The sequence below is a fragment of the Sphingobacterium olei genome, assembly GCF_005048855.1.
Classification (GTDB): domain Bacteria; phylum Bacteroidota; class Bacteroidia; order Sphingobacteriales; family Sphingobacteriaceae; genus Sphingobacterium; species Sphingobacterium olei.
Map to the genome: position 1 here is coordinate 292,227 of NZ_SUME01000007.1, position 13,607 is coordinate 305,833.

A 13,607-nucleotide genomic window follows, 5' to 3' on the forward strand; every position below is an offset into this window, starting at 1 on the left:
ATTCCTAATGCAAATAAATTATGAGATACCCCCACATTCACATCTTGTTCTTGATGCTTATTTGTCAAACTTCCTGCGGACAAAAGCAAACTGAATCACATAAAGATAATATCAATTACGATATTAAAGACACTGTTACTTCCTATGGGCCTAATACAATGGTTCGTCATCTAACAAAAGGCAGGAATGGGACTATTTTGTTCGCTGCATCATGGGGGGGTATTTTTCGATACGATGGGAAATCATTTAGTAATCTCACAAGTAAAATAGGTTCCCGCAGATACTGGAATGTTCTGGAAGATCGACGAGAAAATCTTTGGTTCGCTACTACTGATTCAGGTGTTTATCGCTACAATACTAAATCCTTTCAACATTATACAACCCGTGAGGGGCTAGCCAATAATGGGTTTTTTTCTATTTATGAAGATAGAGCTGGCATTATCTGGTTTGGCACTGGAGGTGGCATAAGCCGTTATATGGAAAATCTTTTCAAAATTTCACAACGAAAGAAGGACTTTCTGATAATGGTATTCATACTATCCTAGAGGACAAAACGGGGAAATTATGGTTTGGCACAAGTGGTGGTGTTTGTTATTATGATGGCAAAAAGTTTACTGTTTTCCAAAACAATGATGGTAAAGCCATTAACAACGTTTGGTCAATAATAGAAGATAAAAAAGGCAACATTTGGTTTGGTGGCAATGGGCTTTGGCGCTATAGCGGTAGTACGGTTACTAATATAACCCGGCAGTTTATTGGTAATGTCTACGAAGATAGCAAAGGAAATATCTGGACTACTGGTGAAGTAAAACCGAATGGGTCTTGGACGCTCTCCCGTCTTGATCAAAAGTCCCTATACAATAAAAACCCCACTGTAACCGAAATAATGTCACAACCGCTGATGCTTTGTGGGATTTTGGAAGCTAATGATGGAAGTATCTGGGTTGGCTCTATGCACGGTGTGTATCGGTACGATGGAAAGACCATCATGGACTTTAAAAGTAAAAAGACTCAGAAATAAGGGAATGGCTGATCAAAATCATTTATCAATTAGTTACAATCAATATAATTTTACATTATGAATAACAAATTATCAATCAGCTACTTACTCTTATTTATTACTCCTTTGATCTTCAGTTGCCGTGAAGCTGTAAAAGATGAAAATGAAAATAATGTATCGGCAAGCGTATTATCCTTACACGTTGGTGATGAAAAATATTTAATGATAAATACGGAGGAAAGTGTCGTAACATGGAAGGGGTCTAATCTAAATGGCATAAACACTCAAACAGGGTACGTTTATATATCAAAAGGAGAATTGATGATTGAAAATCGGCAACTTATGGGTGGTGCGGTTGAAGTTGACATGAATACAATTGAAGATAAAAACCATGGAAGTGATAATAAGCTTGTTAATCACTTGAAAGATGCTGATTTTTTTAATGTTAAGAAATTTCCCTTTTCAGCAATTTCAATTACCAGGGTTACGCCAGTAAATGGTGGGAATAAAAAAGTTACTGCAAACTTAACAATTAAAGGAATCACACATTCTGTTACTTTTCCTATCAAAATCGAGGTTATGGATGGAACTGTAAAAGCGAATGCCAAGCTGGTCATTGATCGGACAAAATGGGATGTCCGTTATAAATCAGCAAAGTTCTATGATAATTTAGCTAATCAAACTATGTCGGATTCCATTGAATTCCATATCAAAATTATAGCAAAAAATAGGATTAATTGAAATTCATAAGTAATCACATTATGAAATACTTACACATATATAGTTTGTTATTGATATCTGCTTTTTTTACTTCCTGTGAACAAAACAAAACAGATTTTAAGAAAGCAAATGTCCAGTCCGAAACCAAAGACCTTACCACAATCCCAGGAGCTAATGAAAAATATATTCACACTAAGTATGAGTATAGTGATTCTAATGGGTCAAGCCTAATCATACAAAATGGTGGCCCAAAAGGAGGAATGAAATATACTGACCCTAATGGCGAGGTATATAGCTATGCTGTATTTTGGACTCGAATCATCAATGAAACTGATAATCCTTTAAAATTGAAGATTGCCTTTCCTGTCGATTCATACCCCGTTCCGTCTTTACCTGATAAATACTTTAAGATATTGATACCTCCCGACACGATGACACTTGATAAAGAACCCTTATACCTATTTGGTCTGACAGACTTAAAATCTTTCTTGAATAAGAGTATTCACAAATCATCCTCGTTGAAAAGAACTATAAATCCAAAAAAATCGAGTGGTTTTTACGTAGTGATGCTCAGCCTGGTTGAGGGAGCGCATGGTACCATGCGAACAGGACTCAGCCTAAAAGGGCAAAATCTTTATTATAGGATAAAAATTGATGGGTCAAAGAGTAACACTAAATCAGAAGATAAAGAAATTCGAATCGGAAGTATTAATTTAAAAAATTTGCGGATAAAAGAATGATGCGCTAACTGCGATCATAAACGACAAATAGTGGCCGGCATGTAACGAAGTATCCCAGTGGAGTTACAACACCTATCTGTTCTTATTCTTTAGTCCAAAATTATAACGTTCGTGAACAATTCTCTTCAACACGCCTAATTGACCACAGTGCCACATAGTATGTTTTATATTCCAATCCAATGCTTCAAACTTATTTATCGCAATTGGATGTGGTACTTCAGTGTGGTGCAGTTCGCTTTCTAGATCTTTTCCGGTTAGCGATATGATGATCTCAACAGATTTGGCTTGGACAAGCGTCAAATAACGCTGCAGGTCTGCAGGGTTTGCTTTCCCCAATGATTTATATGGAGGTGAGTCGGTAAAAAATTTGTCATACTCTTTTATGGGTACTTTATGGAGGATATCCATATGGTGACCTGCTATCACCATAATCGAATGGTAATAATGGCTCATAATAAGGTGTCCTACTTGCCAGCTCACATTGGACTCGATGATTTCTGGAATGTTATCCCATTTATCATGGGGTATAGAACTGATCAACTTGTTAGTCCAATCGTAGGCATCCTTGGTCTGTTTTACTAAAGTTTCGATTTGATTCATATAATGTATTGAAAATTATAGCTCTAAAATAAAGCCTTAAGTACAATACAAAACTAGCAAGCTGTAAAGGGTAATTCGTTGACCTTGATCAATAAAGACGCTACAGCGTATTTTTTTTTCTAATTCGGCTTATGGTTTCGGGTTTAACATTCAAATAGGAGGCAATAAGATATTGGGGTATTCGCTGCACAAGATCTGATCTTTCGGACATTAGTTTCATGTATCGCTCCGAAGCTGAGTCTAATAGAAATGATTTCAGCCTATCATGCATTCTTAAAAACAATTTTTCATTCATTTGCCTACTAATGCCTTCTATAAAGGGGTGACTTCTACCGAGCTTTTTCAACTTTTCTTTTGTGATGACATACACCGTAGTATCTTCTATGCATTTAATTTCTTTTGCAGATGGCGTATCCGTTACAAAACTGTAATAATCTGAAATAAAATTATTCTCAAATGCGAATTCGAATATTATTTCGTCACCATGTTTGTGGAATACGCATTTCATCAATCCGCTCTCTATTAGCCCTACTTTATTGCATATCTTCCCTTCTTCCATAAAAACGTCGTTTTTCTTTAGTTCTTCCCGTGAGAATGCTGAAAGAAAAACAGAGACCTGTTCTTCGCTTAGTTTAAAAAGAGAAGCAATATGTTTACCTATCCTATCCAATTGTCTAATATTTGATTTTCACCGTAGCAATAAAGATATCATTTTCTTACATAGCTGTTGAAGATTTATGGAATTGGTCTTAGAAATTCATCATAATAAAAAACTAATCAAGAACAGGATGAATCTAGGATTTTATATTTTCACGTTATTGAAACGGCTTAAAACCAGTTAGCTTTTCAGTGATTCGAATATAAAGGCTTTATCTCTAATCAACAAGTAAAAATTAATATTCTTTCACTCTATAAATATTTTTTAAAAAAATAATATATTTTATATATCTGAAAATTAAATATTTACAAACCCAATGATCAAGTCTGATGAATGATTATACTAGCTCCAGCTCAATTGCGAATACACTGCGTTCGCAAGTGGAAAAACAAGATAAAACGCCCCACGTCGTTTATACTTAGAATTATTGCTTTTTATCAATATGCTTCACGCAGCTCATCCAGTATCAGCCCATCCAAAGTAACTCCATAGTAATGGGCAAGCTTGGCTAATAACGCAATGAAGGGGTCAGCAAGGCCATATTCATACTTGGAATATGTATGCGTGTAATCTCCATCTCTTGTCTCAGCTGCCGCTGCCCAGCGCATTATTAAAATGCTACACCGCGTTATATTACAAGTTTTCATTATATTACAGTACTTTTTGACGCAATGCGAATATAGAGATCTTCTTGCGAAGGGAGTTGCGGTAAAAAAGTAGTTATAGGCAGTTATTGAACATGGCAATATTAAAGAAAATAGAAGGAAACGAACTGTATTTGTATATGAATGGAAATCTCATATACAAACGCTGGCTTGACACCGGACAATCAAAAGTATTTGACATCATGGCTTATGACAAATATACCTTGACCAGTGTAAGAGATTTGGAATATGAAAATAATGAAGGACTCTTGTCTGTTAAAGCAAAAATAAAACTCAAAACGACAGAAGATGGTGGACGTCAGACTGGATTTACTAGTGGGTATAGACCAAATCATGTATTTGAGTACAACGACATTGGGCAATTATTGCAGACATATATTGGCGACATAATATTTGAAGGCAAACCGACAATTGAGCCTGGAGAAAAAAGAGAGGTAACAGTTCGCTTTCTAATTAATCAACCAATTGAAAAGTATCTAGACAAAGGGCGAATTTGGTGGATACACGAGGGCCCAAGGCAAATTGGACAAGCAGAAATGATATGAAGACGAAAATCACTGCCTAAAGCAGCGGTTTGGCAATATGGCGACTTAAGTGCTTCCATTGAGCATTTCCCGCAAAGGCGGTTACGATGGATGCCAGATGAAAAAACATATTATTTATCTGCAGCAGAATAGATAACGAAGTCTGATAGCAAAAGCTTCTGAAAACTCCTAAGAAGTGGCTAGTGTATAAGGAAAATGTGTAAATGAAGCATTTAGAAATAGTATAATGACGGCAAAAGAAATTAAAGAGATGTCAAACTCACCAAATGATCTATAATCTATAATGAGCTCGTATAGCTATGAAAAATATTCTACTCACTTTATTATTTCTTATACCATCCTTTGGTTTTAGTCAGCAATTTCTATGGTCGACTGCAAAAATTGACAAATTGAAAGTTAGCGATCTAAGACTTATCGCGATATCTGAAGTCATCGAAAAAGTCTCAGACTATTATGACTTCTACGAATACTATTATGATTTATCAGGATTTTCGAGATCTGGGTTAGAGGAATTTCTTAAAAAGGATTCGAACGCAGCAAAATTGATACAATGGGACCACACAATTATGCTCGATGAACCAGTTGCCCTAGCATTTAAAGGCAATGAAGGTCGAGGTTCAATGGTCATAGTAATGTTGATACAGAAAGAAAATATAGACTTAATTTTGTTTACCAACGAATCTGGGCGGGGAGCTATCAAAACATATTCTACTGAAGTTGATAAATTTAAAAAATGGCTTTCTTCTTTTTGGGATTACAATAACAATAGCATAAGCAGAGACAGCTCTTCATCTACGGAGTATGAAGTCGAACATGGTCTAGCTAATAGACATTATGTCGTCCGCCCAAATATCGTAGATAATGGCTCGCGTTCTGGACGCGTGGCTGTAGAGGTTGGAGTAAACCAAGAAGGTAAAGTCGTATCTACCCGAGCCGGCGTTCGAGGGTCTACTATTTCGGATACTGCATTATACCTCAAGTGTGAACGCGCTTTAATTGAATCCCGTTTTAATCCGAATAAAAATGCGCCAGAAATCCAAAGAGGTATTGTTCTGATAGAATTCAAATTAAGATGATGGATGGGCTGGAGGGTGAAACTTCAAATCTTGCTCTATAGTAAGTTATTGTTTATTTAAAAAAAGATACTTATAAACTATTCCTACTCTATGTTTCAAAAATCTTCGACCTCCATAAAATCGTCCATCTCTTTTAGCTCCTGTATATTTTCATCCTCAATAATACTATAAAGATTTTTTTCCACTTCTTCTTGATCATTATACTCTTTAATTTTTCTATAAAGTCTCATAACATACTTGTCATTTTCCCACTCTAATATTATTGAACTAAACACGTAATATTTAGAAGATTGTTTTAGAACACAAGTTAAGACAAAATTATCTTTTCCATTTTGAAAATAATAGGTATTGAAATATTCTGCTTTTTTACTGATGTTCAGACTATCCGCTTGTGATAATAATTCATTCCAAATTACCGGTAATTCCATTTGTGATCCATATAACATACTTACAATAAATTCTGCTGGACTATCTTCAAATTCAGAAAGATCTTCGTTTGGAAATAGGCGTTCAATATTTATCGCATACATTGATTCATTTATATTCCCTCTATTAATTAATAAGCCTGTTAAATGCTTTCCAATTTCATCTAGATTCTTTGTTTTCTTTTGCGCTAATAATGTACCATTACCAACTAATAAGGCAATGAAAAGGATGAAAATTTTCATTGCTTTCAAAATTTTAGATTTTTCCTTTATTATTTGAAATTTCATAATTTGGTATTTATATTTTAAATTGCAGTAATTAGTCGTTAAACGCTGTAGCGTTTGGTCGGATTTCGGAGAACTTATTCTCTGAAAAATCTTTCTCTTTGTCTCCCGAAACCGTTACCCAAGTTTTGACTTCCTCTCCTCTTCTGTGCGTAAGTCCTCATAGTCGTAATGACCAATTTCGTCTTGCTCTCCCGTTAAAACAATTTTCTTCGCTTCGAGCCAATAAATGACTTGCTCGATACATTCTTCAAGTTCGGGCGAAAAACTGTCCAACAATTCTTTTTGTTGCTCGCTTGTCAGTTCGTCCCAAGTGTCAGCAGTTGTATTATTCACTCTTGGTACTTCAACTGCAAGTCCGATTCCCAGTCCCAGGTCCTGAAGAAAATTGTAGCCTTTGCAATACAGGTCGTAAAACTCCATTAAGATAAATGGAAGGCGTTCGGTCTTTTGCTTCGCTTCGTTAAGCAGTCCAAGCATTTTATATGTTTCGAATTCTCCAAGGTCAATGTGTTTTCTCAGCAGGTTCCAAAGTTGATATTTGGCACCACTTTTCTTGAAACTCAAAGAAATTAGGTCAAGATAATCGTCCGGACTCAGATGCTTTTCAAGTTGCTCGTCGGCATACAACCACTGTTCAAAGTCGGCGAGTGAGATGCCACCCTCGATTGTACGATAAAACTTTTCTTTTATGTTCTGTGGTAACGTCGTCATTTAAAATGCTCTATAATGGTTCATGTATCGGTGAATGGCATAAATTTAGTAGCAAATTCTCAATAGTAGCACTTAAGTAACAGACAGCGATTCTTATCATTTAATGTTTGCTTTGTAAATTAAGTCATAATCGTGAGCTGTCACAAACATTGGAATAGCACTCCATTCATCTTTGGTCGAGTTGTACGTTTCTCGAAATAATTCTTGAATTCTCAAGATCACCAAGAGCTCACACACTTCATAGGCTTTGTCAAGATTTGGCTCATCAAATCTCTCGTTTTCGTGCATGTCTCGAAATACGATTTGAATGTCCTCAAAACCAGTTATTGTAAAGTCAGCTGAGGTGGAGTCGTAAAAGTCGGAAATCCAGTCCCAATTGTCTAAACTAAATTTCTCAAAGGAAAACAAATCAATAAACCAACGGTCATAGTTTATCGTAAATCCGTTCATTTCACAATAAAAAGCAACAGGTCTTTGCTTTTCCTTTGAACCGAAAATGGATTTAATAAATCCGTGTTTCTTTTTTAAAATGTCTGATGTTGATTGTTCAAAGTCAGCAATGTATTTCTTCAAATCTGAAACTAAGTGCAATAAGTTTCGGCCAAGGATTTTATGAAAGTCTGTTTCAGGTATGTTTCGTAGTTCACTTTCAGCCAAAGCAATTGCTTCATCTAGTTTTTTTGTCTGAAGTAAGCCGTATAATTTGTCTGCTAATTCAAAATTCATTTTTTTAGATGTCTGTCGGTTAATATTGTCCTTAACTGCCTTTTAATTACAACGGTGTATCGTCAATCATTCTGCATATCCAAATTGCGTAAAAGGCTCTTGTAAAAATAGTATAATTCTGTTTTATAGCAAGATATTTTAATTTTTACAGGAAGCCGAAGCCGCGAGATCAAGGAGTCAGAATTAACTCCGTTAGTTCAAATTATCAGCCAAAAGTGGATAGATTTGATTAAAAGTATTAGCTTTATAATCTGGACACAGGCACTTAATTTGTATTTTAGCTGAATGTTGCGGCTTTGAAGGCCCGTACGAAAGCAAAGCCTCAAAACGTTATGTGATTTTTTACAAAACCGGACCAACAAGAGAATAGACTATGAAATATAAACATTCCAAAGGGGGCGAAATTAAAGGACATTTAGATATTTTTGTAACTCACAATGAAGACGAATTTGAAGGAGAAATATCTAAGTGGAATGAGATTTTAATACATGGAGACCCAGAAGGACTTAAATCCTTCGCTAAATTACTAATCGAAATTGCTGAACTTAACCAAGAGGAAGTAGACGATAAATATTTACCAATCGGGGCAAGAGAACAGTATTGTCTAAGCCCAAAATTAGAATTAGCAAACAGCTCTGACACCGTAATTGTTGGAAGGCTTGACGCTAAAGGATCTGGTAAATTTTACGAACGATTTATTCCCAAAGCTAAGTAGAACGGATTGCGCTAGAGAAGTAATTAGTGACCGGCTTAAAAACGACTCGCCGAAAATGATAAATTGGTTTAACCAAAATAAATATTCAAAATATCGAGAAACCCTTAGCAATGCCTTTCCACAGACTTTGAAGGAAGACGTTGAAATTGTATTGAATATTTTACCCGTCGACGTAAACGAGATAAAATTATGTGACGGGCAGATTCACAAAGTAGAAAACCTAATCCACCCTAACACCCAAACAGTTAAGCTTGAAGGAGAACTGTTGACCGTACCTTGCAGGGTTTATTTTAATGAACCTGAAATTGAGAAGGAAATGACGCTTACAGACCGACAAAAAACAATTCTCAACTGTATCTTTCTTCGACACCATAATGGGTATATAAGACAAAATCGCTTAGAAAAAATTGTAAACAACGAATATTGGATTACACCTTTCACATTTCAGCTTTTAGGAGAATATGTTGTTGAAATTTTAAACGTATTAGACGAACAGCTTGACGACGACAAATTGGAAAATTACAAGCGGTTTGCTATCGAAAATCCAAAATATTATCAGCAGACAGAAAACCGAATGATTAGTTACTGGAATGAATATTACAAACGCAAATTCCCAAAACTTAAAAATTATGTTGGTAGAATCATTTTTGATCAAATTAAGACTAAAGAAATCGGGAAAAGGCAAGATGAAATTATTGAAATTGGAATCGACAAGGACGAACGACTTTTTATTCGACCTAAAAATGAACGCTTTACTCTGATTTACAGAACAGCAACAGAAGTTCATTGGGACGAGAAGGAGTTATTTCTTTATTCCCCAAAGCCAAGAGAATGGAGTTACTACGATTGGTTTAGGCATATAATAGATGTAGCAGACAAAGAGTGTAACAGTAAACTTGTTCTGACACATCGGACTATTTGGACAAACATTGACCTGAATTTAAAGAAACAAATAATTGAGAACAGAAAAGCGAACGCATAACCTCACCTATTTAGAACGACCGACAACAATGACAGAACAACAGATAATAAAATCAATCAATAAAGTTGAAGGACTGACAGGAATGACGGTTAACGAACGGCTTTTCGTTTGCGGACTTATGGACGAGTTTGACAAAACAAGAATCGCTGACAAAGAAAAAGCGAAGAAGATATTAGAACTTTTGGGGATTGACAAACCCTCAATCAAAAAAAATGTGACATAATGGAGCTTTCAAATAATAACGCAAAGATTTTATTACTCGACACGCATCAAGACATAGAAGAATTTGCAGATACCTTGGTCACCAATATTCTTGACAAGAAAGATTTTAACTTTTTAACGTACCCGCCAAATTGTGGCTTGACAGAATTAGAGATTGAAGAACTCAAAAAACTGGGTAATAACGAACACTTAAAAAATGGTTTAAGAAAAGTTATCGCCGACAGTTCTGCAACTGTCATTTTCAGTATGCTTAACTTGCTTGACGGTACTGGGTTTCCCAAAAACAGCGATGACGACTGGACGGGGTTAAAACTGATAGACGAAGAACCTAACGAAAACTCGGAGCCAGTTGACGACTGGCTGCACGACAAATTTTACGAAACATATTGGGACTGGAAAAAAATAAGGGGTGACAAAAATTGGAAACTGGATACATTAGATGAATGAGAGCTGACGCGAATTACTCGCAGCTTTAGACGAAAGACAGCAAAATAAAGAACTACGACCGGGCAACTATGATGGAACAAATTTATCTTTCAGAAATAATAAAAGAATTTCTTGCAGAGAATTTCCCCGAATTTCTCTCGTCTTTAGATTTTAAAGATGATGGCTCATTTGATTGTGGTCTGAGAAATCAAGCGGATACATTTTCTATCTGGCTAGCCACTTACAATTCAGAAATAACAATTGGATTAGAAGATCCTGATGGAAAAACTGACATTCACACCCATTTAAGTTGCGATGACAAGGAATACTTGCCTGAAACTTTAGATCGATTAGCGAAAATGATAAATGAAATCAGAGAAGATAAACTAGTATTATATAAGGATCAATGGGGTTATCATTGGACAGATGATATGGAAAAGAAGAAACAACCAAATACTATTTTTTTCAGTTGGAAATAAAATGTAAATTTATGATGAGCAACGCAAATCTGATCTTAAAAAAAGAAGCTTACATCTTGACGTTAACGGCAATTATTGGCAAGCAACATCTAAATAACAATGGTAGAAAAAATCTTTAAAATAAAGGTTGACGAATTCATTGACTTAGTTCCACCAATTGAAAGTTGTATTGCGACGGACAAAATAACCGTTGAAGGAAGGAAAGTTGGTTATATGTATCGTGAAGAACCATACGGAGATATAGACAGCGGTTGGCGGTTTTTCGCGGGAACAGAAGACCAGAAATATGTGGACGACTCAAAAAATATGATGATTTATAACGTGAACACAATCGCTAATTACGATAGCGCAATAATTCCATATCTAAGCTCACCATATGGAACTGAACTTGAAAGAATAGAAAATAGTGACGAATTTCAAATAATAACAGAATAACAATGCCATTTCCCGTAAATACAAAATATATCATCGAAACCGAAAAAGAACTTGGACTTATATTTCCTGACAACTTCAAGACTAAAATGACCGAAGAAAACGGTGGAGAATTAATGACAGATGACGATGACTGGCAGCTTTTTCCATTTTTTGACAAGTCAGATAAAAAAAGAATTAGCAGGACTTCTAATCACATTGTTTTAGAAACTAATCAAGCTAAACAATGGGACAATTTTCCGATTAACGGAATTGCAATTGCTTCAAATGGTTCTGGAGACTTTTTGATACTATTACCAGCAAAAGAAAATAACAAACAACTGGGTAATGAAATCTATATATGGTTTCACGAGACGGGAGAAATAGAAAAAATAGCTGACGCTATTGAAGACCTTATCGACAAATGAAAACACTTTACAGCATTTGTATCCTGATCATCTCTGTTGCCCGCCATCAGGATAGCAGAGAGAATGAACTTTTGTATCTTTAATTCGGAGTCAGTACCTCCGCTCGCGCCGGTATATGCAGTCGCTGGCGCGTGGACTTTGTCCCGTGACCGTGACCGTTCTTATTGCCAGGAAGTAACCGTCCGAAGAGGATGCCTATGCTGCCCCGTCTGGCATCAGTATAATTGTGCCTATAAAGATGAAGACGAATTCATCCAAAGACTGATTGCCACGAACTGCTACTAAAGATATTTTGCGCTATCAAATTCGTTCGAAATTTCCTATATTTAACTAAAGTAAACTTAAATATGTTAGCAGTGTTTAGACCTATTTCATTATCCTGGTTATTTGCGTTCGTAATCTTGTTTGGATAATAAGCAGGCAGGTTTGCATTATTAAGCAATTAATTGGCTGAATAGATCTTTGCACGAACGAGCACGCTTGCCAATAAGCATAAGCGATTTTAGAATTACTTTCTTTACAACAAAATATATTGTAATAAATATTCTGATGGCATTGTCCACTATGCGTAGCGAATACTTGACTTGGATATGCAAAAGCCGCATCGTTTTATTACATTTACTGGTACTTTTTACGCAATGGCGATATAGAGAGTATTTGGCGAATCGGGTTGGGATAAATAAGCGTTATCGGTCATTTTAAAAAAACACTGAAACACGGACGCTTCTTACAAAAAATACGATTGGGTTTATGGCAATAAATTTTGATAAAATAGAATATTTACAATACGGCAACAACCGACAACGACAAGCGTATTCTACATTGACGAACAATAAAGTAATGTTAAAGCTCGAACACTTTGACCCTATTCTTGTAGGAACAATACCGATAAACATAGACATCGAAAACAGCGACCTGGACATTATTTGTTGTTTTACAAACAAACAAGAGTTTCAAAAATCACTTATCACCAATTTTAGTGATGAAAGAAATTTTACAATCGGAGAACAACAAAGTATAGACACTTTGGCTATTGTCGCCAACTTTGTTGTGGACAATTTTGAAATTGAGATTTTCGGACAAAGTATTCCGACAAAACAACAATTTGCGTACAGACATTTAATAGTTGAACATAACTTGCTAAACAAACATGGAGAGAAATTTAGACAAGAGATTATTAAACTTAAGCGACAAGGACATAAGACAGAACCTGCATTTGGGTTAGCACTTGGCTTGACAGGCGATCCTTATACTGAACTGCTAAAATTTGAGGCGACTGACAAAAGCCCGAACCGCTAACTTGGTATTTTAGAACTAACCTCCTCACGCGGCTATATGCAAACCGCTGGCGCGTGGACTTTGTCCCGTGCCTAATTAACATATAATGTTGGCTCGATATATCGCAACGTCGGTCGTAAAAAAGCGTCCTTATTCAGAACGCCTGCTATATCTATCTAAAATTGGAAAGCTTTAAACCAAGCTATCAATTTCCTCAATGGACAGGCCTAAACCTTTGGCTATATCAGCTAATGGAATACCCATTTTCTTAAAATCCAAAGCAGATTTGAGTTTCTCGGCTTTAGCTTTAGCGCGTTCTTCAAGCTTCCCTTTTTCAAGACCTTGTTTTTTTGCCTTCTCCAATAAATACTCTCGTGTTCCCATTTGTCTATTTCGGTGATTCTGGGCCAGTGATTTCGGCGTTAACGGGCCAATTATTTCGCTAGTCATTGGGCCACTTTCCGATTACAATAATATACAATTCATTTAAGATTCCAATTTTTTTTTTCTTC

At 35.8% G+C, this 13,607-nt stretch carries 21 protein-coding genes; 14 read left to right on the forward strand and 7 right to left on the reverse strand.

Annotated elements, in window-relative coordinates; genetic code table 11:
- Nucleotides 1–20 precede the first annotated feature (20 nt).
- Genes FAZ15_RS22750 through FAZ15_RS17440 form a run of 4 tightly spaced genes read left to right on the forward strand, consistent with a single transcriptional unit; the run spans nt 21 to nt 2,460 of the window.
- Nucleotides 21–545 (forward strand): two-component regulator propeller domain-containing protein, encoded by a 525-nt coding sequence (locus FAZ15_RS22750; protein ID WP_202912438.1) that lies wholly within the window; start codon nt 21–23, stop codon nt 543–545.
- On the forward strand, nt 539–1,021 hold the full coding sequence (locus FAZ15_RS23145; RefSeq protein WP_394343816.1) for a two-component regulator propeller domain-containing protein: 483 nt from the start codon (nt 539–541) through the stop codon (nt 1,019–1,021). Before FAZ15_RS22750 ends, FAZ15_RS23145 begins: the two co-directional genes overlap by 7 nt.
- 57 nt (nt 1,022–1,078) lie before the next feature.
- Nucleotides 1,079–1,741 (forward strand): YceI family protein, encoded by a 663-nt coding sequence (locus tag FAZ15_RS17435; RefSeq protein ID WP_136902591.1) that lies wholly within the window; start codon nt 1,079–1,081, stop codon nt 1,739–1,741.
- A gap of 20 nt (nt 1,742–1,761) precedes the next feature.
- Nucleotides 1,762–2,460 (forward strand): hypothetical protein, encoded by a 699-nt coding sequence (locus FAZ15_RS17440; RefSeq protein ID WP_136902592.1) that lies wholly within the window; start codon nt 1,762–1,764, stop codon nt 2,458–2,460.
- Between the two features lie 72 nt (nt 2,461–2,532).
- Here the strand turns inward: FAZ15_RS17440 and FAZ15_RS17445 are convergent, their stop codons facing one another.
- The 3 genes from FAZ15_RS17445 to FAZ15_RS17455 all read right to left on the reverse strand — a co-directional run bounded on the left by FAZ15_RS17445 (nt 2,533) and on the right by FAZ15_RS17455 (nt 4,326).
- Nucleotides 2,533–3,060 (reverse strand): DinB family protein, encoded by a 528-nt coding sequence (locus tag FAZ15_RS17445; protein ID WP_136902593.1) that lies wholly within the window; start codon nt 3,058–3,060, stop codon nt 2,533–2,535.
- A 100-nt stretch (nt 3,061–3,160) separates the two neighbouring features.
- Complete coding sequence (locus tag FAZ15_RS17450; protein ID WP_136902594.1) at nt 3,161–3,730, reverse strand: Crp/Fnr family transcriptional regulator; 570 nt, start codon at nt 3,728–3,730, stop codon at nt 3,161–3,163.
- 425 nt (nt 3,731–4,155) lie between these two features.
- The gene (locus FAZ15_RS17455; RefSeq protein ID WP_136902595.1) at nt 4,156–4,326 is read right to left on the reverse strand and encodes a helix-turn-helix domain-containing protein; all 171 of its coding nucleotides are present in this window, start codon (nt 4,324–4,326) and stop codon (nt 4,156–4,158) included.
- Between the two features lie 131 nt (nt 4,327–4,457).
- On the opposite strand from FAZ15_RS17455, the gene FAZ15_RS17460 reads away from it, so the two are divergent.
- Both FAZ15_RS17460 and FAZ15_RS17465 read left to right on the forward strand, forming a co-directional pair.
- Complete coding sequence (locus tag FAZ15_RS17460) at nt 4,458–4,928, forward strand: hypothetical protein (protein WP_202912439.1); 471 nt, start codon at nt 4,458–4,460, stop codon at nt 4,926–4,928.
- Nucleotides 4,929–5,227: 299 nt separating this feature from the next.
- Nucleotides 5,228–6,004, forward strand: coding sequence for a hypothetical protein (locus tag FAZ15_RS17465; RefSeq protein ID WP_136902597.1), 777 nt, complete (start codon nt 5,228–5,230; stop codon nt 6,002–6,004).
- A 95-nt stretch (nt 6,005–6,099) separates the two neighbouring features.
- Here FAZ15_RS17465 and FAZ15_RS17470 read toward each other — a convergent pair whose 3' ends face one another.
- From FAZ15_RS17470 to FAZ15_RS17480, 3 genes are all read right to left on the reverse strand, one after another.
- Nucleotides 6,100–6,717: a hypothetical protein gene (locus FAZ15_RS17470; RefSeq protein ID WP_136902598.1), complete on the reverse strand. Its 618-nt coding sequence runs from the start codon at nt 6,715–6,717 to the stop codon at nt 6,100–6,102.
- Between the two features lie 114 nt (nt 6,718–6,831).
- Complete coding sequence (locus FAZ15_RS17475) at nt 6,832–7,428, reverse strand: hypothetical protein (RefSeq protein WP_136902599.1); 597 nt, start codon at nt 7,426–7,428, stop codon at nt 6,832–6,834.
- Nucleotides 7,429–7,524: 96 nt separating this feature from the next.
- The gene (locus FAZ15_RS17480) at nt 7,525–8,154 is read right to left on the reverse strand and encodes a hypothetical protein (RefSeq protein ID WP_136902600.1); all 630 of its coding nucleotides are present in this window, start codon (nt 8,152–8,154) and stop codon (nt 7,525–7,527) included.
- A 373-nt stretch (nt 8,155–8,527) separates the two neighbouring features.
- Here FAZ15_RS17480 and FAZ15_RS17485 point away from each other — a divergent pair, with 373 nt between their 5' ends.
- From FAZ15_RS17485 to FAZ15_RS17520, 8 genes are all read left to right on the forward strand, one after another.
- Nucleotides 8,528–8,869 (forward strand): Imm32 family immunity protein, encoded by a 342-nt coding sequence (locus tag FAZ15_RS17485; RefSeq protein ID WP_202912440.1) that lies wholly within the window; start codon nt 8,528–8,530, stop codon nt 8,867–8,869.
- Nucleotides 8,870–8,924: 55 nt separating this feature from the next.
- A complete protein-coding gene (locus FAZ15_RS17490; RefSeq protein ID WP_162304998.1) occupies nt 8,925–9,851 on the forward strand; it encodes a hypothetical protein in 927 nt (308 codons plus the stop codon).
- Nucleotides 9,852–9,879: 28 nt separating this feature from the next.
- On the forward strand, nt 9,880–10,074 hold the full coding sequence (locus tag FAZ15_RS17495; protein ID WP_136902601.1) for a hypothetical protein: 195 nt from the start codon (nt 9,880–9,882) through the stop codon (nt 10,072–10,074).
- A complete protein-coding gene (locus tag FAZ15_RS17500) occupies nt 10,074–10,520 on the forward strand; it encodes a hypothetical protein (RefSeq protein WP_136902602.1) in 447 nt (148 codons plus the stop codon). Before FAZ15_RS17495 ends, FAZ15_RS17500 begins: the two co-directional genes overlap by 1 nt.
- Before the next feature lie 68 nt (nt 10,521–10,588).
- Nucleotides 10,589–10,978, forward strand: coding sequence for a hypothetical protein (locus FAZ15_RS17505; protein ID WP_136902603.1), 390 nt, complete (start codon nt 10,589–10,591; stop codon nt 10,976–10,978).
- Nucleotides 10,979–11,077: 99 nt separating this feature from the next.
- Nucleotides 11,078–11,413 carry a DUF2185 domain-containing protein gene (locus FAZ15_RS17510; RefSeq protein ID WP_136902604.1) on the forward strand — a complete coding sequence of 112 codons (336 nt, stop codon included), beginning with the start codon at nt 11,078–11,080 and terminating at the stop codon, nt 11,411–11,413.
- Nucleotides 11,414–11,415: 2 nt separating this feature from the next.
- Entirely contained in the window at nt 11,416–11,817 is a 402-nt protein-coding gene (locus FAZ15_RS17515; RefSeq protein ID WP_136902605.1) for an SMI1/KNR4 family protein, read from the forward strand.
- A gap of 750 nt (nt 11,818–12,567) precedes the next feature.
- Entirely contained in the window at nt 12,568–13,116 is a 549-nt protein-coding gene (locus FAZ15_RS17520) for a DUF4269 domain-containing protein (RefSeq protein ID WP_136902606.1), read from the forward strand.
- 171 nt (nt 13,117–13,287) lie between these two features.
- Here FAZ15_RS17520 and FAZ15_RS17525 read toward each other — a convergent pair whose 3' ends face one another.
- Nucleotides 13,288–13,545, reverse strand: a complete 258-nt coding sequence (locus tag FAZ15_RS17525; protein WP_136902607.1) for a hypothetical protein — start codon at nt 13,543–13,545, stop codon at nt 13,288–13,290.
- Nucleotides 13,546–13,607: the final 62 nt, after the last annotated feature.